The sequence below is a fragment of the Streptomyces sp. NPDC001315 genome (assembly GCF_042896175.1).
Lineage (GTDB): Bacteria > Actinomycetota > Actinomycetes > Streptomycetales > Streptomycetaceae > Streptomyces.
Map to the genome: position 1 here is coordinate 1,446,739 of NZ_JBIAWZ010000001.1, position 24,416 is coordinate 1,471,154.

Below are 24,416 nucleotides of genomic sequence, written 5' to 3' on the forward strand. Positions count from 1 at the left end.
TGACGGTCAGTCAGAATTTGCAGGAATGGACGAGCGCGCTACTGGAGGGTGCCGGCCAGACGCGCCCAGCCGTGCTCCTCCGCCACGGCGGCGTCTGACGACCGTCCTGGTGCAACCGCTCCTACAGATTGAGCGGGAGTGAGCCCTGAATCCAGCCGGCGGCGACGGAGGGCGCCGCAGCCGACGGGAAAGATGACCGTCTCTCAACCATCCCGCAGACCGCACTCGCGATCCGCACCCGCACCCGCACCCGCACCCGCGTGCCACCGCACCACCTCCCCGTAGCCCCATCCCCTCCTCGTGATCGACACGCTGACCTAGGATGGCGAGCACCATCTCAGCGGCCCGACGGGCTTCCTGATCCGCCTGCGCGGACTCGGAGGACATGCCCCCACCCGCACGAGTCTTCTTCGTGCTGCCTGGGGGCATTTCCTTGCTGTTCCGTGAGTCCGCGGCGTCCGTGGCCGCCCGCATCCTCGAAGGGTCGCTGGCGCTGCATCTGACCGAGAACTTCCGTCACCAGCACGGCCGCAGGCCCGCGCCGGCGGAGATACGGTCCTGGGAACGCAGCCTCCCGGCGCTCGCCAACGCACTCATCGAGGCCGGGCTGGACGAGGTGGAGGTCCTCGTCGAGTACGGACTGCCCCTCACCAGCAAGCGCGCGGACGCCGTGCTCGCTGGCGTGCACCCGACCACCGGCGAACCGTCGTACGTCGTCGTCGAACTCAAGCAGTGGAGCGCGGCCTACCCGGAGGAGGACGAGCCGCTGCTGTGCCGGATCGACGCGTACGCGAACCCCGTGCTCAACCCGATCGAGCAGGTGCGGGGCTACTGCGAGTACCTGCTGTCGTTCAACGGGGCGCTGGAGCGGATGCCCAAGTCGCTGGCCGGCGTGGCATTCCTGCACAACGCGACCGAGTTCGGCGTCGCCGGACTGCGGGCCGTCAAGGAGGACCTGCACGGCCGGATGTACACCGGGGAGCAGCGCGGCACGTTCCTGAACTTCCTGCGCTCGCGGCTCGCCACCAAGCCCGGCGCGGAGGCGGCGGACGCACTGCTGAGCGGCAAGATCCGGCCGTCGAAGCAGCTGATGTCCGTCGCGGCGGCCGAGATCCGCGACCGCGAGCAGTTCGTGCTCATCGCCGAGCAGCGGGAAGCGTACGAGAAGGTGATGTCCGCCGTACGCAAGTCCAAGCGCGGCAACCACAAGCAGGTGATCGTGGTGACCGGCGGTCCCGGCTCCGGCAAGAGCGTGATCGCGCTGTCGATCCTGGGCGAGCTGTACCGGCGCGGAGTGCCCGCGCTGCACGCGACCGGCTCGCAGTCGTTCACCAAGACGATGCGCAGGGTGGCGGGGAACCGGAAGCGCGAGGTGCAGCAGCTGTTCAAGTACTTCAACAGCTTCATGGACGCGGAGCCGAACGACCTCGACGTGCTGATCTGCGACGAGGCACACCGCCTGCGGAAGACCTCCGCCAACCGCTACACGAAGGCGGAGTTGCGCACCGGCCGCCCCCAGGTGGCGGAGCTGATCGACGCGGCCCGCGTGCCGGTGTTCCTGCTCGACCAGCACCAGGTCGTGCGGCCCGGCGAGATGGGGACCAGGCAGGAGATCGAACGGGCCGCCGCCGCGCAGGGCCTCGACTGCACGGTAATCGAGCTGGACGGCCAGTTCCGGTGCGGCGGCAGCGACGCGTACGAGAAGTGGGTGGTCGACCTGCTCGGCCTGGAGGGCGGCACACCCAGCCAGTGGGAACCCGACGGCAAACTGGAGCTGCTGACCGCGGAGAGCCCCCAGGAACTGGAGGACTTCCTCGTCGCGCGCCGAACGCAGGGCTACGGCGCTCGCATGTCAGCCGGTTACTGCTGGAAGTGGACCACGAAGATCACCCCGGACATGACGGCGCTGCCGAACGACGTGATCATCGGCGCGTGGGAACGCCCATGGAACCTGTACGGCGACCGGTCCGTGCTCGGCGCACCGCCCGCACCCCTCTGGGCCACCGACCCGGCCGGCTTCGGCCAGGTCGGCTGCGTCTACACCGCCCAAGGCTTCGAGTACGACTGGTCAGGCGTGATCATCGGCCCCGATCTGGTGTGGCGGACGGACCGCTGGGTCGTCGACCGGACAGCCTCCAAGGACCCGTCCTTCACCAAGGCCACCCCCGACGAGGACATCGACCGGCTCATCCGCAACACCTACAAGGTGCTGCTGACACGAGGCATGATCGGCACGATCGTCTACTCGACGGACCCGGAGACGCGAGAGAAGCTGCGGTCGCTCATACAGTCGGCGTCCGGGGTCGAGGCGCTGGCACTCACGTAGTCCTTCTGCGCGAAGAGGGGCATCGAACCGGGCTTGCAGCAGGTACCCCCTGAACTGCGGCAAAGCGCTCAAGCCGCCAGGCCCGCTCGCCGATCTGCCCCCCATGTGGTGGGAGTTCAACAGGTAGTCCGCACTGGCGTACCGCCGCACGCGGTACGCCAGTGGCACGCGTTGGCGGGAGTAGGTCGGCACCGTCCCGCGCCGCTGCGCCTCCCCGGCGTTTGGCCGGGATAGGAGGGCCAGCAGCACACGTCCAGAGACCCGCAGGCGCGGTCGATGTCGCCGAGATTGCGATGCTGACGCATGCTCACGGACGCTGGTCGCGTTCGTGATGCCGCTTCACGTAGATCACGCTTTGATCACACAATCTCCACACTGTCTTCGCGGTGTGCATGATGATCCACACGACCGCTCACCAGCGATGCTCTATCCCGGGGGCACGTCAGCGACATGCTCGAGGGCGGCGGTCCAGAGGTCCTTGGTAACCAACTCTCCTAGAAACACGTACAGTTCTGCACGATTCTCTGTGGTGTTCGGGGGGTACTGGGCGCCGCGAGGGACTTCTAGGGGGCGTGGTCCGGTGGGCACTGTCAGCCGCAAGCGGGGTTAGATATGAGCGGGAAGGACTCGGACGATCTACCGTCCCCTGGTAGCCAACTCTTCATCGACGGCGGGATGGCTACCGTCGTCGCGGCTACCGGTGCTGGCGATGGAGTCGACCTCGTCGTGCGCCGCAGCGACGGCACGCTCACTGACGTTGCGCTGAGCCTCGCTGAGTTGCATGCGGCTGATGTGCCTGTCAACGACGCCGATGGTGATCCTGCCCGGGCGCTCGCCGCGCTGTGGGGCCGGTGGATGCAGTACGCCGTCCCCCGCATCCGGTCCGCTGTCCTCGCCACGCGCCCACTGCGGCCGTACGCGCACCAGGACGAGGCCGTGTTCAGCCACATGCTGGCCCAGCCACGCCTGCGGTTCCTGCTCGCCGATGAACCGGGCACCGGCAAGACGATCATGACGGGTATGTACATCGCCGAGGGTACGCGGCGAGGTTTGATACCTGGCCGGACGGTGATCATCGTGCCCGCGCACCTCGTGGAGAAGTGGAAGCGGGACTTGCGCCGCTACTTCGCGATCGAGGCGGCCACAATCACTCCTGACGTCGCCAGGGACCCTCGTGACCTCGATCCGCGCGTCAGCGTGTGGGTCGTGAGTGTGGACCTGTACACCTACACCCCGGACGTTCGGCGCAAGATCTCCGGGTCCCGGGCGTCGTGGTCGCTCACGGTCTTCGATGAGGCGCACCGACTGACGCCTACGTCCCAATACCTCGGCGCCGCACGGGAGGTGGCGAACCGTACCCACCACTTCCTGCTGCTCACCGCCACGCCGCACCGGGGCAAGGAGCACTACTTCCGTGGCCTGCTCAGCCTCCTCGACCCCACGCTGTACCCCTGGGACCCGCGGCAGACCGAGTACGACAATGCGCTGAGGCCCTCGACTCTGTCCTTCCTGCGGAGGATGAAGGAGGAGCTGAAGGGCTTCGACGGCAATGACCTCTTCCCGCCTCGGTACGCCGAGACTGTGTCCATCGACCTCAGCGGTCCCGAAGTCGCGGCCTACACCGCGGTTATGGACTACGTCGACACTTACTACGGCGAGAACGCAACCCTGGCTCGCTCGATTTACGGCAAGCGGGCGGCCTCTGCATTGGTGGCGGCCGCCGCCACGATCACGCGACGACACGAGGCCCTCAAGGGGCCAGCGTCCAGCCGGGTCGACGGCCCCATACCTGACGAGTTCACTCAGGGCGACGGGTCGGTCAACCTTGCCGTCGAGGACGACGAGGCATGGGAGCGCGCCGAGGGCATCGTCGTCAACGCCCGCAGCCGCAGCAAGAGCGAAGAGCTCACGGCGATCGACGGGGTCATCGCGACCATACGACTGGCCACGACCGCCGGGCCGTCCACGAAGTGGGTACGCACCCAGAAGCTACTCACGCAGCATGGCATCGCACCGGGGCAGGGCCAGCTGCTCATCTTTACCGAGTTCGCCGACACTGCCCGCTGGCTCGCCAGTCAGTTCACCCACGCCGGGTACAGCGTCGAGACCCTCGAGGGTGCAGTCAGGCACCACGAGCGCGACCAGCTCCAGCAGCGGTTCCTCGCCGGTGAGTTCCAGGTCCTCGTCTCGACCGACGCCGGCGGCGAGGGCATCGACCTGCAGTCCGCACACGTCATGATCAACTGGGACATTCCGTGGTCCCTGGTCCGCCTCGAACAGCGCATGGGCCGATTACACCGTATCGGCCAGACCAAGCCGGTGCACATCTACCACCTTGTTGCGCCGGATACCCGTGAGGGGCGGGTCCAGGAGGTCATGCTCGGCAACCTGGAGGCTGCTGGAGATGCGCTGGAGGGTCGGATCTTCGACCTGCTCGACGCGACCGCCGCCCGTGCTGGCTTCGACTACACCCGCGCGCTCATCGACGCTCAAGCCGGTCAGGCCGTCACGGTTCCCGATACAGACGAGTTGCTGTCCAAGGCACGGGAGTTGGTCAGCGACGAGGACCGGCTCCACACGCCCGCCAACACCGAGGCCGCGCTCGACCGGTTCCGTAGTGACCGCCTCGAGGCGATCAACCCCGTCATCGTTGACGGCTTCGTCGACCAGCTCGCCCGTGCCCAGCAGTGGCGGCTCGGCCCGGGGCCGGCCAAGGGCATCCGCCGTGTCACCTCGGCCCGGCTGCTGCCGTCGACACTCGGCGGTGAGCACGAGGCGCTGGTCGCTGCCGACGGTGCCTCCGTTCGGCAGGCCATCAACGACGGCTCTCAGGGGCTGGATGACGTCGTTGTGCTTGGACCTACCGAGGAGTCGTTCGCCGAACTGACCGACCTCGCCCTGCGTACCGGCGAGAGCGAGCTCATCCGGGGCACGGTCCTCAGCGACCCCGCGTCGCTGACGAACTACACCTTCCTCGTCTACGACGCCGAGGTCGAGGTACACGACGGCATTCGGCGGCAGCGACGCAAGTCCCCGGTCCTCATCCGGTACTCCGGCGCCGGAGCATTCGAGAGCGCCTGGGAGTCCCTCATGCTGCTCAGGCCCACCGGTGCCAGCCACGTCGCGCCGGCCCTGTCCCCGGCGCTGCGGCACGACAGCGAACTGGAAGCCCGCACGGCGCTCACTCGCGAGGTCGCCCGCGCCCGCGCGGAGCGGGAGGCGTGGGTCGACAAGGCACGCCAGCAGCTTGACCAGGTCGAGTACCGCTACATGGACGAGCTCGAGGAGCTGCCCGCCACCGAACGGCGTGAGCGGATGTCCCGCTTCGAGGAGCTCAAGCGCCACCGTCTCGCCCAGCTCGACGACATCAGCAAGGTCGGGCAGAGCGCTCCCCGCTTGGTCGGTTGGGCACACGTCATCGGTAAGGCCCGCGCCGACCAGCTCGGCTACGACCCCGACAGCGAAGCGGTCGCGGTAGCCACCGTCCTGACCGAGCTGGATCGGCTCGGCTTCGACGTGGACGACCGCCAGACCGCCGGCGTCGGCTACGACCTGCTCGCCCGGCACCGCACGACCCGAGAACAACGCCTCGTCGAGGTCAAGGGCTTCCACGCGGGCTTGGAGCCGGTCTGGCTGGAGCAACACGAATGGGCTCAGGCGCAGCAGCGCGGCCAAGACTACTGGCTCTACATCGTGACCGACTGTGCCACATCCCCGACAGTCCTCGTCCGCGCCCAGGACCCAGCCAGGCTCCTAGCCACCGGGCCACGGCGCATCGAGCGGTTCCAGATCAAGGTTGCCGACCTGCGTCGGCTGATGGGAGAGCAACGGTGACCACCACCACCCAGGCGCCGTCGACTGACACAGAGGCCACCGGGGATCCAGTCAGTGACGTTCACAGCCGCCTGATCGACCACTGGTTCCCGTGCTCCTCGGTCGACGCCTCCGTCGGCACCCCGGCGGGATCCGGCCGCAGCGAAAAGGCACTCTTCACCTGGTTCGCCTCTCGCCCCATAGCGCAAGCCCGTGCCGCCGTTCTGACCACCCTTCTGCCTGACCGCGAAGATCTTCACGCAGATGTCCGATCGGCCATCGAAGCGGGTAGCACCACTGCGCTGCGTCGTCTGCGCGAAGCCATCGCGGAGGAGTACCCCACCGGTCGCCCCGTCGTACTCGATATCTTCAGTGGCCGAGGCATCATCCCGCTCGAAGCAGCGCGCCTCGGCGTGACCGCTGTCGGAACGGACCTCAGCCCGGTCGCAACACTGGGTGGGCGCCTCTTGGCCGACTACCCGCTGCGTGACTGGTCGACCGAGGCTGCCGTCCCCTTCGCCAGTGGAGCCGAGCCGGAAGGCAGACTCTTCAGCGAAGAGGAGCCGCGGCTGCTGCGCGACGTCCGCGCCGTACTCGCTGAAGTGAACAAGCGCGTGGCCAAGGCTGTCGCGCCCTACTACCCGGCCAATAGCCGCGGCAAGGTGCCCTGGGCCTACCTGTGGGCCGTCAGCATCCCCTGTGACCAGTGCCGCCGGCGCTTCCCGCTCATCGGCGGCATGCGGCTGCAGTTTCCCTCCGGGCGTGAGGGGGACTACGGGCAGTCGCTCGAACTCGTCATCGACGGGGACCGGTGGCGTCCCCAGGTCGTGGACGGAGACCCCGCCCAGCAGCCGACGTTCTCGGCCGCGGCGGGCCGCAAGGGCAAGAGCGCTCGCTGCCCGTTTCCGTCCTGCGGACACGTTCACACGCTCGACACCGTCAAGGCGAAGGGTTTCGCCGGCCAGTATGAGGACGAACTCCTCGCCGTCGGCGAGGAGAACGAGGGGGTCGGCAAGACCTTCCGCGCCCCGACGGCTGACGAGATTCGAGCCGCGAAGTCCGTCGACCTTGCCCAGTTCGACGGCTTCGGCCCCTTCACTGCTGTTCCGGACGAGGCGATCCCGCCTGGCAATCAAGACACAATCCGGGCCAGTGGCTACGGCTACCGCACCTACGGCGTCCTCATGAACGACCGGCAGGCCCTACTCTTCGCGGAGACAGTCCGCGCCATACGCGGCATTCGCACCGACCTTGTGGCTGCGCGACTTTCCACCGACTACACGGACGCGCTCACGGCCTACGCGGCAGCCACCATGCAGCGACGACTTCGGTACTCCACTCGGGGCGCGAAGCTACGCGCCTTCGGTGGCAACGCCTCGCGTAAGGGCACGTGGGTCCAGGTCCACGACATCTTCGCGGACGAGAGCAAGGTGTCCTTTCAGTTCGACTACCTCGAGGCCGGTCCGGGCACCGGTCCGGGCACCTGGGAGAGCGTCACTGACAGCGGCCTGCAGGCGCTTAAGAAGGTCATCCAGGGAAGCGATGCAGGACGTCCGGGCCGATTCCGCCGAGCCTCCGCGATAGCCCTGCCCTTCCGCGACGGGTCGGTGGATGCGGTCGTAACCGACCCGCCGTACTACAACATGATCGACTACGCCGACGCGTCAGATCTCTTTCACGTCTGGCTGAAGCGTTGCCTCTTCGACGTGTTCCCCGATCTCTTCGATGTTCCGGGGCTGCAGGACAAGACCGACGAGATCATCGTCAAGCGCGGCAACGCTCCGGGTGAGCACCGGACCCGCGACTTCTACGAGCAGATGCTCAGCCGTGCTTTCGGCGAGGCACGGCGCGTGCTGCGCGCGGACGGCCACCTCGTCGTCGTGTTTGGGCACTCCGACCCTGACGCGTGGCGACGGCTGCTCGGCGCCCTGCACGATGCCGACTTCGTCGTCACCAGCTCCTGGCCGTCGAGGACCGAGACGTCCTCGACCGGGGTGGCGAGCATCAAGGTCACAGTCGCGATCGGCTGCCGCGTCGCCGCCGCGAACCGGCCGGTCGCCACCGCCGCTCAGGTCGACCGTGAGGTCGCCGAGCGGGTCAAGACCGCCGTACGGGAGTGGGACCGTGACGGATTGGCCCTCACTGACCAGCTCATGGCTGCCTATGGGCCGGCGATGGAGGTCTACGGCCGCTACGCCAAGATTCTCAAGCCCGATGGCAGCCAGGCCGAGCTCGACCGCTACCTCACGCTGGCGCGCATCGCGGTCCGCGATGCTACGGCGCTCAAGCTGGACGAGCTGCCGCTCGAGACGTTCGACGCGCCGACCCGCTTCGCCGTCTTCTGGCAGCGGCTCTTCTCGCGCTCAGACGTTCCAAAGGGCGAGGCCCGCTTCCTTGCGCAGGCCGACAATCTGCGCCTGGAGGATCTGCGCGGCGCGCTACTCACCGAGAGCAAGAGCGGCTACAAACTGCGACTCGACGCCCCCACCGCTGTCAGCGACAAGTCCTCGACGTTCGAGGTGGTCCGGGCCATGGCCGCCGCCTGGGACCAGGGCGCCACCGAAGGCGTCGCCGCTGTCGTCGCCCAGTCCGACCGGCAGCCCACTGACGCGCACATGTGGGCCGTCGTCGGGGAGATACTCGCGCAGCTGCCGCCCAGCGACACAGTGGCCAAGGCTCTCACCGCCGTTCAGCGCAACGCCGGCACCATCGCCAACCTCGCGCACCGCGTCGCCACCGAGCTCGCCGCCGACGAGCGCGACAACCAGCTCACCCTGTCGTTCACCACCAAGGAGTCCTGAGCATGTCGACCGGCACCGCTTCGCACTGGGCCGACGTCCTCACGCTGCGGCCCGAGGTCACCGCGTCCGACGGCTCAGTGGGCGAGCTGCAGATGAGTCTGCACAAGGCCGTCTACCAGACCGTCGACGTGCCCTACCGCAAGGTCGACTACTACGGCGACATCACCCAGCCCACCCCGAACCTCGTCGGCTTCTTCGGCCGCGTCGCTCGCCGGCTCGGCACCGACGCCGAGACCACCGCGCTGTTCCACCTGGACCAAGGCATGGGTGGAGGCAAGAGCCACGCCCTCGTCGGGCTCTACCACATGGCCAACTCGCCGCAGGAGTTCTTCGCCACGGAGCTGGGCCGGAAGGTCCGCGATGAGGCGGGGCAGGGCGGCCGCGACGTAGACCTCAGCGGCGCCCAGGCCGTCGTTCTCACGGCCGACTACTTCAGCCCGGGCAGGCCCAGCGAGACGTTCGGTCCGGCCACGAACCTGTTCGAGCGGTTCCTCTGGTCGTTGACCGGCGGCGACATGGACCGCTACCGGCGCTACGTCGACGGCGGGCCAAACAAGGGAACGCTGCAGCAGGCGCTCAGTGACGCGGGACGGCCGGTACTCATCCTGCTCGACGAGCTCATGGACTATGTGCTGCAGCTCGCCGACGCGACCAACGTCGACCGCATGCCCAACGAGAAGGCGTTCCTCAACGCCCTCATGGACGCCTGCGACGACGTTCCCCGCGTCGTATGTGTCGTGGTCATGATACGCAGCGAGCTCGACGAGCGCGGCTATCCCCCGCTCGCCGATGACTTCCGCAGCTATATCTCCGACCGGCTCGTGCGTAACGGCCCGAACGGCAGGGTCGCGGTGACTGAGTCCCACGACTTCGCCTCGATCATCCAGCGCCGCCTGTTCGAGCCGGCCGAGGTGGGCGCTGCGGCGTCGCGCGTGGCCAAGCAGTACGGCACGGCGAGCGATACCGGCTGGCGGGACAAGGTGCTCGACAAGCTCGGCCCGAACCGCGCGTTGACCGGCTTCGCCGAGCGAGTCGAGGCGAGTTACCCGTTCCACCCCGAGCTCATGCGGCTGGTGCGTGAGGAGTGGTCACAGGTCCAGAACTTCCAGCGCGTCCGCTCCACGGTCGCGATCTTCGCCCGGACCGCGCTGCACTGGGTCACCGAGCACCAGGCCGGGCGCTGGGCACCAGCCCTCATCGGCGTCGGCGACATCCCGCTCACCACCGCCCTCGAGCAGTTGCTATCCTCCGGCCTGTTCATGGGCAACGACCGAGCCATCCAGGGCTATCGCTCCGTCGCGACCACCGACATCACCAGCACCGACGGGTCCGCAGGACGCGCCGTCACCATCGACCAGCGGCTGCGCGCTGCCGGCGTCACTGCCCGCCAGGACCACGCGGGCGTGCGCATGGCCACCGCCCTGTTCTGCTACTCGATGGTCGCCCGCCCGCGCGGCGGCCGGGGGGCGACCAAGGCCGAGATGCTTGCGGCCATCCTCGAGCCGACCCCAGCCCCCGGTACCCCCTACACCGACGCTGAGGAGATCTTCAACGCCCTCACCGGCGAAGACGGCCTCGGCGCACTTGAGATCACCCAGCCGACCAACGCACCCGGGCGCTACTGCCTGTCCATCAAACAGACGCTCCGGATGTACTTCACCGCCTCCCTCGCGCTCGTGGACCCACCCTCGTGCGAAAGACTGGTCTGGGAGCAGACGCAGAGACTCGCTCGGCGCGGTACCTTCGACGAAATCCGCTTCATCGACGCGCCGACCGCCACCGGGGTCATCGACCTCCCGCGCACCTTTGACGGGGTGGACTCGGCCGTCACCCGCCTCGTCGTGCTCGACCCGCGCCGATGGACCCTACTCAACGGCAAGGACACCCTCAGCCGCGCCGAAATCACCGCACTCCTCGGGCTCGGTCCCGAAGCGCTTCGCGTGGACAATGCCGCCAGCTGCGTCGTGGCCTGCGTGAACACACAGCGGCGGGACGTGGCTCGCAAGCGCGCCAGGGAGGTCCTCGCCTGGCGTAGTGTCCTCAAGCAGATCAACCCTGAGGACGTCGACGAGTTCCGCGAGGCCACCACCAAGGTGACCGAGGCTGAGGACAAGCTCAAGAAGGACATCGCGAAGGCCTTCCAGCACTACACCTACCTCGTCCGCGCCTCGGACGGGCTACATGTGGAGTTCAAGCGGTTTGACGACGACAGCAAGTCATCCTTGCGCGGGGACCAGGTGTGGGCGGCGCTCGTCGAGGCTGGTCGCGCAACGAACACGGCAGGCCTCTCGGCGGACTATCTCGCCACCCTGCTGGACACTTTCGAGCGCACCCTGACACCCCGCGAAGTCGTCCAATCCTTCTACAAGAACTCCTTGTTCCCGCTGGTTACCGCGACCGACGAGATACGCCAGGCAATCTTCGCTCTGCTCCGCAACGGCTGGGAACTGGCGGACTCCGACGGTGACAAGCTCGCCATCGCCTCTCCGGAACACATCTCGATCGGCTCCATCAGCCAGAACCTTCGCCGTGCCGTCAAGGCAGCCGAGACCGTACCCGCCGCCAGCGGTGCGTCCAGGGGCACCACGACGATCTCTATTCCTAAGCAGCCGGGCGGGGCAGTCAGCGGCGGAGGGCACGGCGGGCTGTTCGGCGTCGACGACCAGGAGTACCGGGCCACGCCGGGACATGCCAGCGAGACCAGCACCGGAGATGCCGCTCCAACCAGCTCGGAGTCCACCTCCTTCAAGCGGTACATCATCGAACTCACCAACCGCAGTATCACCACTCCAGAGGCTCGAGAGCAGGTCTGGCAACTCCTCAAGGAATTGAGCAAGGTCCTAGATGTACCTAGCGCTAACCACCAGCTCATGAGCCTGAGTGTCACGCTTATTACCTCGGAGGGCGCACAGGGGGCCATCGAGCAGAAGGCACAACAGGCAGGTGCACGCGTCAGGGTCGAGGACGACGACTTCTAACCAACCGGGCAGCGTGAGCGGACGCACTGGACTACGCGCCGCCGTGTTGCCCTGCTCCGACCGCCTTTGGCTGGAGGCTGAGGCGAGGACGCCGAATCGCAGTGCGTGGATCGCTGGATCCGGGGTGCTTAAGCGCGCGCACGCCCCTGAGCCTCCTACACGGGAAAGCCATAGGCAGGAGGCTGAGTTGCAGTTGCCCCAGCCTGACAGACACCTACGGGCTTGCGACACGGACTATGCCGCAGATCGCGGTGAGGCTAACCGATTACCCCCAGCGATTGAGCTGGCCGATCGCCGAGTGTCGGCGCCACGGGAGGGAGCAGGCATCCGGCCCTCCACCGGCCGCTCCGCTCCACACTAGACAGGAACGTTGAAGAAGTAGAAGGCGCTGACACCGGACAACACCGGGAGCACCACTGAACGGAAGTCGAAGCCCAGTCAGCCGACGAGCACCACTACGAAGACGATTCTTCGAGGTCATCCACTCCAACCTGCTGTCAGCAGGCTGCCGGTTGTGGTAAACCACTTGTGATCAACCAAGTTTTAGATCAAATGACTAGAGGACGATTCGGGAAGCAGGAATGGTGAGCGAAAAAAGCATCGTTCAGAAATTTGAGCAGGCGCAGGATGCTCTGGTGTTGCAAGCTTCCGACCTTTCGCTCGAGACCATCGCCACTATGGTCGATAATTCTGCCATTGATGTTGGGCCACAGTTTCAAAGGCGCGACCGGTGGGAAGTGAGCCGCCAGTCAGCTTTGATCGAATCTTTCCTGCTGAACATCCCTGTTCCGCCGGTATATCTGGCAGAGGAGGAGTTTGGTAGCTACTCAGTAATTGATGGAAAGCAGCGGATCACCGCCATTCGTGATTTCATAAGGAACCAATACCCTCTTGCGGGATTGGAGAGATTTCCCGAGATCGAGGGATATCGCTACAGGCAGCTCCCTGCGGGTTTGAGGAATGCACTCGCCGTCCGCCCTTACATTCGGGCAATCACCATCCTGCGTCAATCCGATAATGAAACAAAGTACGAGGTATTTCATCGACTCAACTCTGCTGGGCAACCATTGAATGCGCAAGAAATCAGAAACGTTATTTATCGAGGTCCACTTAATGACTTGATTATGGACCTTTCTGCCAATCGATTCCTCAAGGCGCAATTGAAGATTCGAGACACTCGATCGCCTTCATATCGGGCGATGGTGGACGTTGAAATGGTGCTGCGGTTCCTCACTCTTAGGGAAAACTGGAAGAGTTTTTCTGGGGACCTTCGGAGCTCTATGGATAAATTCATGGAACGGCATCGCCGGCCTAATGATGACGTCTTGCAAGAGTATTCAGGATCATTCCAGCGGTCCATGTTGGCCTGCAGTGAGATCTGGGGAACGTTTGCCTTCAAGAGGCCTGACCGCGATGGCTGGAGAGATCAAATGTTGGCGGGCATGTATGACGCGCAAATGATCGCTGTCGACATGCTGTCGGATAGTCAAATCCAAGTTCTCCGAGGGAGATCAGAAGCAGTTACGGAGGAAACGCGACGCCTCTTCGATGACCGAGAGTTCGAGGGGGCTGTTCGTGTTGCCACGAATACGCCGTCACGAATTTTCTTTAGAGTTAAGGAGATGCACCACCTGTTGGTTAAGGTGGCTTCGTGAGCTCTATCGCGGTATCCAGACAGAATCTGTGCGACCGGCTTGCAAGCATTGCTGACGCAGCAGACCAGGCGCTCCTCGTGGACGGCGTTCTGACTGATACCGCGCACAATAACCGGGCGCGCCTGCTGAGGAACGGTCTTATGGTCGTTGCCTTTACGAGCTTGGAAGACTTCATTAGAGCACGAACCGGAGAGATCCTCGATCTCGTAAGCAGGTCTCATGTGAAGTTCGAGGATTTCCCGGAACAGCTTCGAATCGCTGCTACGTTCAACGCTATGCGCGCTGTACAGGATCGTGCTCGAATGGCGCAGCGTTCAGGTACAGACCCCTTTCCCATTCTTCAAAATGCGGCACAGGAGATCGCAAGCACTGCAGGCGGGGCCTTGCAAATTAGTCGCTACAGCCTTGGATACGGGGGATCAAACGTAAGTAGTCAGGAGATTGCCGAGATACTCGGGTGCCTACAGGTGAAAGACGCCTGGAGGCAAATCACAGAAATCTCTTCGCGTGTCGGGTTCGGCAGCATTCCTCTCAAGGGTGAATTTGAATCTGCCGCACGGCTACGCAACGATGCAGCACACAATCCTACGGCTAACACTCAGCCCTGGGACCTGAAGAGTTTCTGCGAAAAAGCATTGGCGATCGCGTTGGGTTTTGATCTGTTGGGAAGTAGAGCAGCGCGCCTACTCAGAGACGGGGATCCAGATATCTTAAAGGGTAAAGTTGAGCTAACTGGGAACATGGCAATAAGGTTCTTGGATGAGACGCCGAAGGGGTACGCTGAAAAAGTTGAAGGTAGGCCGAAAGCTCTGAAGATCCATCCAACCAGTGAAGAGGCTTGGCGCACTTGCGTGCCGAGGGTGGTCAAGCTCAATCAGCCACTAGTGGAGCGGAATAGAAGCGGGCTCCCTATCATTTGGGCAACCCCGGACCTGCTCTGATGTGTGCACACCCGAGAGGTCGGCGGAATGACCCAGTCAAGCGCCGCCGCGCTCGGATCCTGGAGCACCAGTTTGGAAGACGGCGCATCCGCTTACCGGCTGACCAGCACCAACGGTCAGGGGCCGACCGCATGCCTGGTGACCGTCGTTCCCCGCGACTCCCCGCGGTTCCCCGTGGGAACTGGCACGCGAATGGCACGCGACTGCGCACCGCCGCCCCGACGGATTCGGTCATAGCCCCTGGCTGCCGGGGTGGTGACCGGGCTGGCCTACCCTGGCTGGCATGCTCTTCGCCTCGGCCACCGAAACGAATGACGATCCAGTTGCGGACGGCTTCGGATTCCTGATCGTCGGTGCGGTTCCAGTGCCCCGGAGAAGTAGTGGAATGTCGCGTTTGACCCGACCGTCGGCTGCGGAGGTCCCGAAGTGAAGCGAGCACGGCACTCGTGGATCATGGAGTTCTCTACGCTTCAAGATCCGCAAGGTTGCCGTGCTCGCCACTCCATCATCGCCCATGCCCGAGGCGCCCAGCGTCGCCCCCTCCCTCGCGCCGACGGCTCCGCTGCCGCACCGGCGGGAGCCGGCCGTACCGGAGGGGCTGCTCGACCACCTGGCCCGGGTGCCCGACCCGCGTGATCCACGCGGGGTGCGTACCGGCTGTCATCCCCCTTACACGCAGCCGGGGCGTGAGTCACACTGGGGCGGTTCTGACACCGGATTGATACCTGGCGTGGACTGCTCGCGGGCCCACGGCGGGTAAAGCCAGATGGCTGGGGCAGCGGCTGCCCCAGGGGGGTGTACCGAAAACGCTGGGTGGGGGAGTCACGTGTCGACGTCAGTGGGAGAGCCCGGTAACGGTGGCGGCGGGGACGGGGATGGCGAGCCGGACGGGAGAGGAGACGGTGACGGCGGTCGGTCTGGCACAGGATTGCGCGCGGTCTGGATCACGGTAATCGGCGGCATCGTGGCGGCTGTGCTGGGCGCATTGATTCCGTGGCTTTACACGCACGACGACAAGTCGCATGTCCAGCCGGAGGCGCCGGTCTCACCGACAATCCCTGGCGGCAGCAACGGCTCCACCGGGCAGGGCGACAGCAACAGCTCCACCGGGCAGGACGGCGGCGGCGCCACGGCCTCGCAGGTGAGCAACAACAAGACGCTGAAGGGGAACTGGTACCAACAACGCGGCTCAGTCAAGGTCACCGTGCAGGAGGTCGAGATCGAGGCGGGCCTTATCCTCCTGCACGTCAGAGTGGACAACGGCTACCCCAAGGCCATCCACATTCCGCTGTATATTACCTGCACCGTCAACGACGACACCGGTCATACGTATCAGTGCGACCCCGACAGTCCATTTCCCGGGCAGGTACCGGCTGGCCGCTTTGTCACCGGAGTGATTCAACTCGACGACTTTGTCCAGCCGCAAGCTCGGTTGCTGTCGCTCTCCTTGACTGACGTCTGGATCCCCATCCCAGGTGCTCCTGACAGCGTCACGGTCGACAACATCAAGGTTCCCGACTGACCTCTGACCGCTGGGTCCGGTCGTCGACCGGACCCTTCGTCAGGGCTTCGGCGTAGTCGCGCGATGTCCGGTTCGTGATCACGTGAGGCCGAGTAGTGCGAGCGGGCGTTTCGGGTCGCGGGCGTTGGCGCGGAAGGAGGCCGTTGCCGCGCGGCGGACAGTCACTCTGGGCCAGCAGTTGGTACTCGACTGATCTGCGGGCATGCGGTGGGGCTACGAACCGCTCGTGCATAGCCCCTCGGTACGTCAGTGTCCGGCCGCGAAGTCTACAAAGGCGGCCCACTGCGGGCGTCGGAAGGCCAGTTGGGCGCGCGCAGGGATCTTGGAGTCGCGGACGTGGATGGTGTCGGCGGTGACGGCGGCTTCGAGGCACTCGCCGCCCTCGTTGCCGCTGTGGCTGCTCTTGAACCAAGCAAGTCGCGCAGGTTCCGCAGTGCTCATCGTGCCCCCAGCAAGTCCTCGATCAGGGCGAGGGACTCCCGCATGGTGAGAGCCTGGGCCCTGATGCTGCCGTACCGTGCGGCCAGGATACGTACTTCTTCAGGGGCGGTGATCAGTCGGCTGGAGTTCTGCGCCTCGGTGTATCCCAGCTGGGCTTTCCCTTTCGGCGTGAGGAGAACGAACGAACCGCCCATCCCCGCATGCTCACTGCGGTCCGTCGGCATCACCTGGAGCTCCACGTTCCGCATGCGTCCGAGCTTGAGCAGGTGTTCCAGCTGCTCACCGTGGACCTCCCGCCCGCCAAGGGGGCGCCGCAACACCACCTCCTCAATGACGGCGGTGACCATGGGCGGAGGCCAACTGGGCAGAATCACCTGCCGAGCCATCCGAGAGGTCACCCGCTGCTCGATGGTCTCCTCGTCCAGCAACGGCTTGCGCATCTCGTACAGCGCTCGGGTCCGCCGCTCCGTCTGCAAAAGACCTGGGACGTCGTGGTTGTTGTAGAAGTTGATCTCGACCGCTTCGCGCTCCAAGCGCGCATAATCCTTGAACCAAGCTGGGTGTCTGACCCTCGCCCTCGCCTTGGCCTGCTCCACGTCCTCAATCGTGGCCTTCAACAACCCGCCGGCGTTCAGTAGTTCATCAGCCGACTCCAGGAACTCCCGTTGCGGCGTCCGTCTCCCCCGCTCAAGCGACGAGATCAGGTCCTCGCTGTATCCGAGGCGGTCTCCCAACTCCCTCTGAGTGAGCCCCGCCCGCTCCCGAAGTACCCTGACCTGCTTGCCGATTGCTCGGTTCAGGTCGCTGGCCTGCTCGCCATCGTCGTGCGTGTCCTGCTGCTCCGTCACCGTCATTTCAACACCCGCCCTGCCGAACAACACACCCCACCAGGTCACGGCCGACACCCCGTACAGGACACCGTCCGTACCGGTACACACACCCTGCGTACCGAAGGATTTCCTGGTCAGGGTAGAGCGGGGCGGCCACGCTCAGTGACATGAAGTCAGAAATCTCCACCCACCACTTCGCCCAACTCCTCAGTGCCACGCCTCGCGGCGCCCGCCTTGCTCGGCTCCTGGCTGTGCAGCAACTCGACGAGTGGGGCTGGCCGCCGAGCTGCGCGGTGAGCGAGTCCGTGGCGTTGGTCGTCGCCGAGTTGGCGGCGAATGCTGTCGCGCACGGGCGCGTGAGGGGGCGCGGGTTCAGGCTCACGCTCACTGTCGAGGCGTCGGACACACTCCGTATCGAAGTGGCCGACTCACGGGGTGACCGCCTGCCCCTGGGCCGTCGTACCGCGAGTCCTACCGCCGAGACGGGGCGCGGGCTGCTGCTCGTAGACGCCCTGGCCGCTCGGTGGGGCAGTGATCCATGGCCGCCGTCCGGCAAGGTCGTGTGGGCGGAGATCGGTCTTCCTCAGCCTGTGCTCGCTGCTTCCGCACCCCTCTCTCAGTCCTCAACCGGGGCCGTTCCGGCACCGGAGGCTGAGGCGGCACGCTGATTGTGGAAGGCGGCGATCGTGATCTACACGGTCGACGACGGGCTTCTCACGTCCACGGGGACCTGCTCCTACTTGGAGAAGGCAGACGAGTCGGGCTGTACGCCGGGTTCTGTCGCCCGGTCGCCTCGCGGCGGCCGGGGAGACGGCCATCCATCTAGGGTCGGCGTTGCCGCCGGCCTCGTGCGGTCTACCCGCGGACTCGGGCGGGCAGCCCTCGAACGTCCGCGCAGAAACACCGGGGTGTTTCCTTTTGACCTTGCTCCGGGTGGGGTTTACCTAGCTGCCCAGGTCGCCCTGGGCACTGGTGGTCTCTTACACCACCGTTTCACCCTTACCGAAAGCCGGAGCTCTCGGCGGTTTGTTTTCTGTGGCACTGTCCCGCGGGTCACCCCGGGTGGCCGTTAGCCATCACCCTGCCCTGTGGAGCCCGGACGTTCCTCGGGAAGCCCCCTAAGGGACTCCACGCGGCCGTCCGCCCGGCTCGTCTGCCGTGTGGACCATGTTACCGGGCGCGCGCCTCGTCTCGGTCCGGCCAGGTGTCCGGCCCGCGGCGCAGCCGCCGCTGTCGGGTGCTGCTTCCCCCGGTTCGGCGCAGTACCGGGCCGGAGTCCGAGTCCTTCTTCGGTCCGGCCGCCGTCGCCAGTACCGAGCCCACCAGGATCAGGAGGAAGGCGGCCACGATGCCTGCCGTGAGGCGTTCGTCCAGGAAGAGGGCCCCGACCGCCACCGCTACCGCCGGGTTGACGTACGTGATGACCGTCGAGCGGGTCGGGCCGACCTCCTTGATCAGTTCGAGGAAGGCGACGAAGGCGACGGCCGTGCAGATGGCGCCGAGGGCCGCGAGAGACGCGAGGACTTCGGCGGACGGGGTCGACGAGGGCCAGGTGGCTGCCGCTGCGGGGGCGTAGACCAGGGCGGTCAGGGTCAGGCAGGGGGTGATGAGCTGGAGGGTGGGGACGTCCTTCAGGCGGCGGGCGGCTATCAGGGGGGCCGTGGCGTAGCCGATCACCGTGAGCAGTACCTCGGCGAGGGAGCGGGCGTCGCCGCCCGTCAGGTGCGGGACGGTGAGGACGCCGACGCCGGCCAGGCCGAGGGTGAGGCCGACGATCCGGCGTATGCCCAGCACCTCCGTGTCGCCGAAGAAGCGGGCCACCAGGACGCCGACGATCGGGACGCCCGCAATCAGCAGGCCGGCTGTGGAGCTCGACAGGTGCCGCTCGGCGTCGGTCAGCGTGAACCAGGGGCCCATGATCTCGATGCACGCGAAGGCCAGCATGGGCGCCCAGTGCGCCCGTACGGTGCGGATCAGGCCGCCCTGGCGGATCGCGAAGGGCAACAGGAGCAGCGCGCCGAGCGCACAGCGTGTGAACACCACCATGGATGGCGAGAGGTCCTCCACCGCCACCTTGATCAGCAGATAGGGGATGCCCCAGACCACTCCCATCAGGGAGAACAGGAACCAGCCGCGTGCAGTCATACGGCGAGTCTCGGCCCGGTCAGTACCGGGTGTCTTGAACGCTGTTGCGGTACGCCGCCGGGGTCACCCCCAGCACCCGGCGGAACCAGCGGGTGAGGTGCGCCTGGTCGGCGAAGCCCACGAGGGGGGCGACCTCGGCCGGGCGCAGTCCGGATTCCAGCAGGCCGCGGGCGCGGGTCACCCGGTGCTGGGCGAGCCAGGCGTAGGGCGGTATCCCCATCGTCGTACGGAAGGCCCGTAGGAGCTGATAGCGGGACAGGCCCAGGTCGGCGGCCATATCGGCCAGGGAGGGCGGCTCCACCAACTCGTCGGCCAGACGGTCTCGGACGGTGTGGGCGATGTGGTGGGCGCCGGGGACGGTGTCGTCGGCCGCGCGGGCCGTGGAGTGGCGGCGGGCTAGGGCCGTGAGCAGCCAGGGCAGGCGGGACTCGGTCTCCAGCGGGTCGGGGCAGGTGCTGAGTTCGGTGTGGGTGAGGCGTAGGGCGGCGGCCAGTTCGGGGTCGTCGACGACGGGGTCGCGGAAGTGCGGGAGGCCTGGGCCGAGGGTGCCGTCGGTGAGCAGGCCGGGGGCCGCGTAGAGGGCGCGGTAGGCGTAGCCGTCGGTGTCGTTTCCCGGGCCGCCGGTGTGCATCTCGCCCGGGGCCAGTACGACGATGGAGCCCGGGCCGGTGCGGATGTGGCCGCCGCGGTAGTCGATGATCTCGGAGCCGCCGACGCAGACGCCGACGGTGAACTCGTCGTGGGCGTGCGGGGCGTAGACGTGTTTGTCGAAGCGGGCGGTCAGGAGGTCGAGGGGCGGTCCGCAGCGGCCCAGGCGCGCCCGTGTCCACAAAGCCTGCTCACTCACCCGACACCCCCGTGTTCGCCCTGATGGCTATGGGTGGTGCAACGTCTGGAGGCCGCGTTTCCATGCCGCCTCCAGGTCCGCGTCGTCGGGAAACCGGCCGTGGATCTCCAGGATGACCATGCCGTGTGCGAAGGCCCAGACGGATCGGGCCAGGTCCACTTCTCCCCCGCACGCCCGCATCAGCGGCATCGCCGCCCGGTCCTCCAGGCCGGGCGGGAGGGCGGCGCGGGGCAGGGGGCGTTCGGTGCCGAGGCAGTAGAGGTGGGGGTGGGCGAGGGCGTACGTCCGGTACGCCGCCGCCAGCGCCGGAAGGGAGGCGGGCTCGCGTTCTTCCGCGGCCTCCAGCGCCGCCGCCGATTCCTCCAGCATCTGGGCGATCAGCTCGACCTCTACGGCCTGCTTGTCGGGGAAGTGCTTGTAGAGGGACGGGGCCTTGATGCCGAGGCGGTCGGCGAGGGTCCGCATGGTGAGGGCGGCGGGCCCGGACTCCTCGAGGAGTTCCCGGGCGGCCGTCACGATCTCCTTCGCCCTGGGCGTCAGTCGCTCAGTCACGCTGGAAGCCCTCCTTCGTGCGCAGTCCGTAGCCGAAGGCGCGATCGTACGAGATGTGGGCGAGCCAGCCGCACAGGGCCGCGAAGGCCGGGGCCCAGGCCACGGGCGTGACGGTGTAGAGCGCCATGAGGGCGAGCGGGACCAGGGCGCGGTGCATGGCGTTGTAGTACGGCACCGCCCGGGGTGCGAGCTGCCCCTTCGCCATGCGGGGCGCGTCGTCGAGGGCGACCAGGAAGGTCAGGTCCGGCAGGACGAGGAAGGTCAGCGCGAGCGTGCCCGCGAGCCAACCGTGGTTGACGGCTTCCAGGACCGCGAAGGCGGACCAGAACAGGGCGTTCGCGAGCCAGGCGGCGCGGCGAACGACCGTGAGGGTGGAGCGGGTGGAGCGGGTGGAACTGTCGGAGCCGGCGGGGGTGGTGCTCGTCACCGGGCTCGTGACAGGGCTCGTAACAGGGTTCGTGACCGTGCTCATTTCTGCCTCCTGAGGCCGCCGGGCGTGCTCGCTAACGCCGTTAGCCAAAACGTACGGCTAACGGCGTTAGCCGTCAAGAGTGCCAACGTCACGCCGTACGCTGGCGCGGAGCTCTACAGAAGGAGTACGCGTGCTTGTCCTGCTGCCGCCTTCCGAAGGCAAGGCCTCCTCCGGCCGCGGCGCCCCGCTGAAGCCGGAGTCGCTGTCATTGCCGGGGCTCAACGCTGCCCGGGCGGCCGTGCTCGACGAGTTGGCCGAGCTGTGCGCCGGCGACGAGGAGAAGGCGCGTGAGGTGCTCGGGCTGAGCGAGGGCCTGCGGGGCGAGATCGCCAAGAACGTGGAGCTGCGGACGGCGGGCGCGCGTCCGGCCGGGGAGATCTACACGGGCGTCCTCTACGACGCCCTCGACCTCGCCTCCCTCGACACGGCCGCGAAGAAGCGCGCCGCGCGCTCCCTGCTGGTCTTCTCGGGGCTGTGGGGCGCGGTGCGGGTGACGGACCGGATCCCCTCCTACCGCTGCTCCATGGGCGTGAAGCTGCCGGGGCTCGGGGCGCTGGGCGCGCACTGGCGTACGCCGATGGCGTCGGCGCTGCCCGAGGCTGCCGGGGACGGGCTGGTGCTGGACCTGCGGTCGTCGGCGTACGCGGCCGCCTGGAAGCCGAAGGGCGAGGTCGCCGGGCGGACGGCGACCGTGCGCGTGCTGCACTCCCAGGTTGTGGACGGGGTGGAGAAGCGGTCGGTGGTCAGCCACTTCAACAAGGCGACCAAGGGGCGGATCGTGCGCGACCTGCTGGCCGCGGGGATCGCGCCGAAGGACCCGGCCGAGCTGGTGGAGGCGCTGCGGGACCTCGGATACGTGGTGGAGGCGGAGGCGCCCGCGAAGACGGGGAAGCCGTGGGCGTTGGACGTGGTGGTGACGGAGATCCACTGAGGTTCCGTAGACACCTTCCGTGGCGCCTTCCGTAGATGCCTTCGTAGACGCGTTGCAGTATGTGCAACGTTCTTTGCGCATGCTGCATCACGCGGGCAGGATGAGGCCATGACCTCACCGCTGCCCTCCTCTTCGGCTGCCTCGGAATCGGTATCGGTATCGGAATCCGTATCGGTACTGGATCTCGCGCCCGTCGTGCCTGTCGTCGTTCTCGAGGACGCCGCCGACGCCGTACCGCTGGCCCGGGCCCTGGTCGCGGGTGGGCTGCCCGCGATCGAGGTGACGCTGCGGACGCCGGCCGCCCTCGACGCGATCCGGGCGATCGCCGACGCGGTGCCGGACGCGGTGGTCGGGGCGGGGACGGTGATCACGCCGGAGCAGGTGACGGCCTGCGCGGCGGCCGGGGCGCGTTTTCTGGTGAGCCCGGGCTGGACGGACGTACTGCTGGCGGCGATGCGGGCGTCCGGGATGCCGTTCCTGCCGGGGGTGTCGACCACGTCGGAGGTCGTGGCGCTGCTGGAGCGCGGGGTGCGGGAGATGAAGTTCTTCCCGGCGCAGGCGGCGGGGGGAACCGCCTATCTGAAGTCGCTGGCCGGGCCGCTGCCGCAGGCGCGGTTCTGCCCGACGGGCGGGATCGGTCCGGCGTCCGCGCCGGAGTACCTGGCACTGCCCAACGTCGGCTGCGTGGGCGGGAGTTGGATGGTCCCGGCGGACGCGCTGGCGGCGCGGGACTGGGACCGGGTGGAGCGGCTGGCCCGGGCGGCGGCGGCCCTCAGCGCAGGTGGGACGTGTCGTTGAAGAGCCGCACGCTGGCGTTGCCGTCCGCGTAGTACGCCACCGCCGACAGGGAGGCGGCCGACAGTTCCATGCGGAACAGGGACTCCGGCGGGGCGCCCAAGGCGAGCCGTACGAATGTCTTGACCGGGGTCACGTGGGTGACCAGCAGCACCGTGCGGCCCGCGTACGCCGCGACGAGCTTGTCGCGGGTGGCGGCGATCCGGGTGGCGGTCGCCGCGAAGCTCTCGCCACCGCCGGTCGGTTCGGCCTCCGGGTCGGCGAGCCAGGCGTTCAGGTCGTCCGGGTAGCGCTCCCGGACCTCGCCGAAGGTGAGGCCCTCCCAGGCACCGAAGTCGGTCTCACGGAGCCCCTCGTCGATGGTGACGTCGAGGCCGAGACGGGCGGCGACGGCCCCGGCGGTCTCGCGGGTGCGGGCGAGGGGGGAGGCGACGATCGCCTGGATCGTGCCACGCCGGGCCAGCGCCGCCGCGACCCGCTCGGCCTGCTCCCGCCCGACGTCGGAGAGGGACGGGTCGGTACCGCCACTCCCGGAGAACCGCTTCTGCGGGGTCAGCGGGGTCTCCCCGTGCCGGAGCAGTACGAAGGTCGCCGGGGCCCCCATGTCAGCGGGAGCCCAGCCGGGGGAGGACGTGGGCGAGGGCGCAGGCGCGGACCTCAGCGCAGGCGTGGACGCGGGCGTGGCCACGCTACGGGCGGCACGGACGTCGGCGTCGGCCTTCGCGGCACGATCGTGGGCAGCCAGCGCCGCCCGTGCCTTCGCCGCGCCCGCGGCGGCGTCTCCGGGCGGGCCCTCGGGTTCGGGTGCCGCATGCCTCGACGCGCGGGCGTCCAGCTCCGCCGTGGAGGCGGACGCCACCCACTGCTCGCCCCGCTTGCCCGCGTCCATCGCCTCGTTCGCCAGCCGGTCCGCGTGCTTGTTCTGCTCGCGTGGGATCCACTCGTAGGTGACCTGTCCCGACGGGAACACCTGCGCTGACTGCGCCGCAAGCGGCTTCATGGCGGGATGCTTGATCTTCCAGCGGCCCGACATCTGCTCGACGACGAGCTTGGAGTCCATGCGGACGCGGATCCTGGCGGACGGGTCGAGTTCGTGGGCGGCGCGCAGGCCGGCCAGCAGGCCCCGGTACTCGGCCACGTTGTTCGTGGCGACGCCGATGTACTCGGCCCGCTCGGCGAGGGTCTCCCCCGTCGCAGCGTCGATCACCACGGAACCGTAGCCCGCGGGTCCCGGGTTGCCCCGGGAACCGCCGTCGGCCTCGACGATGAACTCCCGCACGCCCAAAGCCCCTTACCCCGCCCCTTACCGCTTCCTACTGCCTCTTACCGGCCCTTGCCGGCTCTTACCGGCTGCCGCCGCCCACTAC

17 protein-coding genes and 1 other RNA gene are annotated in these 24,416 nt (G+C 67.2%); 10 read left to right on the forward strand and 8 right to left on the reverse strand.

Annotated elements, in window-relative coordinates; genetic code table 11:
• Positions 1-433: 433 nt before the first annotated feature.
• The 7 genes from ACFY16_RS06400 (at position 434) to ACFY16_RS06430 (ending at position 16,036) form a co-directional block, all read left to right on the forward strand.
• Positions 434-2,326 (forward strand): DNA/RNA helicase domain-containing protein, encoded by a 1,893-nt coding sequence (locus ACFY16_RS06400; protein ID WP_390645911.1) that lies wholly within the window; start codon positions 434-436, stop codon positions 2,324-2,326.
• A gap of 792 nt (positions 2,327-3,118) precedes the next feature.
• On the forward strand, positions 3,119-6,160 hold the full coding sequence (locus ACFY16_RS06405) for a helicase-related protein (RefSeq protein ID WP_390645912.1): 3,042 nt from the start codon (positions 3,119-3,121) through the stop codon (positions 6,158-6,160).
• Positions 6,157-8,940: a DUF1156 domain-containing protein gene (locus ACFY16_RS06410; protein ID WP_390645913.1), complete on the forward strand. Its 2,784-nt coding sequence runs from the start codon at positions 6,157-6,159 to the stop codon at positions 8,938-8,940. Before ACFY16_RS06405 ends, ACFY16_RS06410 begins: the two co-directional genes overlap by 4 nt.
• A gap of 2 nt (positions 8,941-8,942) precedes the next feature.
• Positions 8,943-11,918, forward strand: a complete 2,976-nt coding sequence (locus ACFY16_RS06415; protein WP_390645914.1) for a DUF499 domain-containing protein — start codon at positions 8,943-8,945, stop codon at positions 11,916-11,918.
• Between the two features lie 581 nt (positions 11,919-12,499).
• Positions 12,500-13,573, forward strand: a complete 1,074-nt coding sequence (locus ACFY16_RS06420) for a DUF262 domain-containing protein (protein WP_390645915.1) — start codon at positions 12,500-12,502, stop codon at positions 13,571-13,573.
• Complete coding sequence (locus ACFY16_RS06425) at positions 13,570-14,514, forward strand: hypothetical protein (protein ID WP_390645916.1); 945 nt, start codon at positions 13,570-13,572, stop codon at positions 14,512-14,514. Before ACFY16_RS06420 ends, ACFY16_RS06425 begins: the two co-directional genes overlap by 4 nt.
• A gap of 928 nt (positions 14,515-15,442) precedes the next feature.
• Complete coding sequence (locus ACFY16_RS06430) at positions 15,443-16,036, forward strand: hypothetical protein (RefSeq protein WP_390645917.1); 594 nt, start codon at positions 15,443-15,445, stop codon at positions 16,034-16,036.
• Between the two features lie 246 nt (positions 16,037-16,282).
• Here the strand turns inward: ACFY16_RS06430 and ACFY16_RS06435 are convergent, their stop codons facing one another.
• Positions 16,283-16,477 carry a DUF397 domain-containing protein gene (locus ACFY16_RS06435; RefSeq protein WP_390645918.1) on the reverse strand — a complete coding sequence of 65 codons (195 nt, stop codon included), beginning with the start codon at positions 16,475-16,477 and terminating at the stop codon, positions 16,283-16,285.
• Positions 16,474-17,331 (reverse strand): helix-turn-helix domain-containing protein, encoded by an 858-nt coding sequence (locus ACFY16_RS06440; protein WP_390646107.1) that lies wholly within the window; start codon positions 17,329-17,331, stop codon positions 16,474-16,476. Before ACFY16_RS06440 ends, ACFY16_RS06435 begins: the two co-directional genes overlap by 4 nt.
• Before the next feature lie 143 nt (positions 17,332-17,474).
• On the opposite strand from ACFY16_RS06440, the gene ACFY16_RS06445 reads away from it, so the two are divergent.
• Complete coding sequence (locus ACFY16_RS06445) at positions 17,475-17,975, forward strand: ATP-binding protein (protein ID WP_390645919.1); 501 nt, start codon at positions 17,475-17,477, stop codon at positions 17,973-17,975.
• Positions 17,976-18,057: 82 nt separating this feature from the next.
• Here the strand turns inward: ACFY16_RS06445 and rnpB are convergent.
• From rnpB to ACFY16_RS06470, 5 genes are all read right to left on the reverse strand, one after another.
• An RNA gene (gene rnpB, locus ACFY16_RS06450) (RNase P RNA component class A) lies at positions 18,058-18,459 on the reverse strand.
• Between the two features lie 18 nt (positions 18,460-18,477).
• Positions 18,478-19,452 carry a DMT family transporter gene (locus tag ACFY16_RS06455; RefSeq protein WP_390645920.1) on the reverse strand — a complete coding sequence of 325 codons (975 nt, stop codon included), beginning with the start codon at positions 19,450-19,452 and terminating at the stop codon, positions 18,478-18,480.
• A 19-nt stretch (positions 19,453-19,471) separates the two neighbouring features.
• Positions 19,472-20,299: a helix-turn-helix domain-containing protein gene (locus tag ACFY16_RS06460; protein ID WP_390645921.1), complete on the reverse strand. Its 828-nt coding sequence runs from the start codon at positions 20,297-20,299 to the stop codon at positions 19,472-19,474.
• Positions 20,300-20,326: 27 nt separating this feature from the next.
• Entirely contained in the window at positions 20,327-20,851 is a 525-nt protein-coding gene (locus ACFY16_RS06465; protein WP_390645922.1) for a TetR/AcrR family transcriptional regulator, read from the reverse strand.
• Entirely contained in the window at positions 20,844-21,278 is a 435-nt protein-coding gene (locus ACFY16_RS06470; RefSeq protein WP_390645923.1) for a DUF4260 family protein, read from the reverse strand. The genes ACFY16_RS06465 and ACFY16_RS06470 overlap by 8 nt, the downstream gene beginning before the upstream one ends.
• A 175-nt stretch (positions 21,279-21,453) precedes the next feature.
• Between ACFY16_RS06470 and yaaA the strand changes: the two genes are divergently transcribed.
• Both yaaA and eda read left to right on the forward strand, forming a co-directional pair.
• Complete coding sequence (gene yaaA, locus ACFY16_RS06475) at positions 21,454-22,254, forward strand: peroxide stress protein YaaA (protein ID WP_390645924.1); 801 nt, start codon at positions 21,454-21,456, stop codon at positions 22,252-22,254.
• Positions 22,255-22,362: 108 nt separating this feature from the next.
• On the forward strand, positions 22,363-23,052 hold the full coding sequence (gene eda / locus ACFY16_RS06480) for a bifunctional 4-hydroxy-2-oxoglutarate aldolase/2-dehydro-3-deoxy-phosphogluconate aldolase (protein ID WP_390645925.1): 690 nt from the start codon (positions 22,363-22,365) through the stop codon (positions 23,050-23,052).
• Here the strand turns inward: eda and ACFY16_RS06485 are convergent.
• Positions 23,027-24,328: a bifunctional RNase H/acid phosphatase gene (locus tag ACFY16_RS06485; RefSeq protein WP_390645926.1), complete on the reverse strand. Its 1,302-nt coding sequence runs from the start codon at positions 24,326-24,328 to the stop codon at positions 23,027-23,029. The two genes, eda and ACFY16_RS06485, sit on opposite strands and share 26 nt — an antisense overlap.
• Between the last annotated feature and the right edge of the window lie 88 nt (positions 24,329-24,416).

What these genes read in the sequence shown, in the direction of transcription:
- ACFY16_RS06415 (WP_390645914.1), top strand. Translation starts at nt 8,943, where the DNA reads ATGTCGACCGGCACCGCTTCGCACTGGGCCGACGTCCTCACGCTGCGG.
- ACFY16_RS06420 (WP_390645915.1), top strand. Translation starts at nt 12,500, where the DNA reads ATGGTGAGCGAAAAAAGCATCGTTCAGAAATTTGAGCAGGCGCAGGAT.
- ACFY16_RS06435 (WP_390645918.1), bottom strand. Translation starts at nt 16,477, where the DNA reads ATGAGCACTGCGGAACCTGCGCGACTTGCTTGGTTCAAGAGCAGCCAC.
- ACFY16_RS06440 (WP_390646107.1), bottom strand. Translation starts at nt 17,331, where the DNA reads ATGACGGTGACGGAGCAGCAGGACACGCACGACGATGGCGAGCAGGCC.
- ACFY16_RS06445 (WP_390645919.1), top strand. Translation starts at nt 17,475, where the DNA reads ATGAAGTCAGAAATCTCCACCCACCACTTCGCCCAACTCCTCAGTGCC.
- ACFY16_RS06455 (WP_390645920.1), bottom strand. Translation starts at nt 19,452, where the DNA reads ATGACTGCACGCGGCTGGTTCCTGTTCTCCCTGATGGGAGTGGTCTGG.
- eda (WP_390645925.1), top strand. Translation starts at nt 22,363, where the DNA reads ATGACCTCACCGCTGCCCTCCTCTTCGGCTGCCTCGGAATCGGTATCG.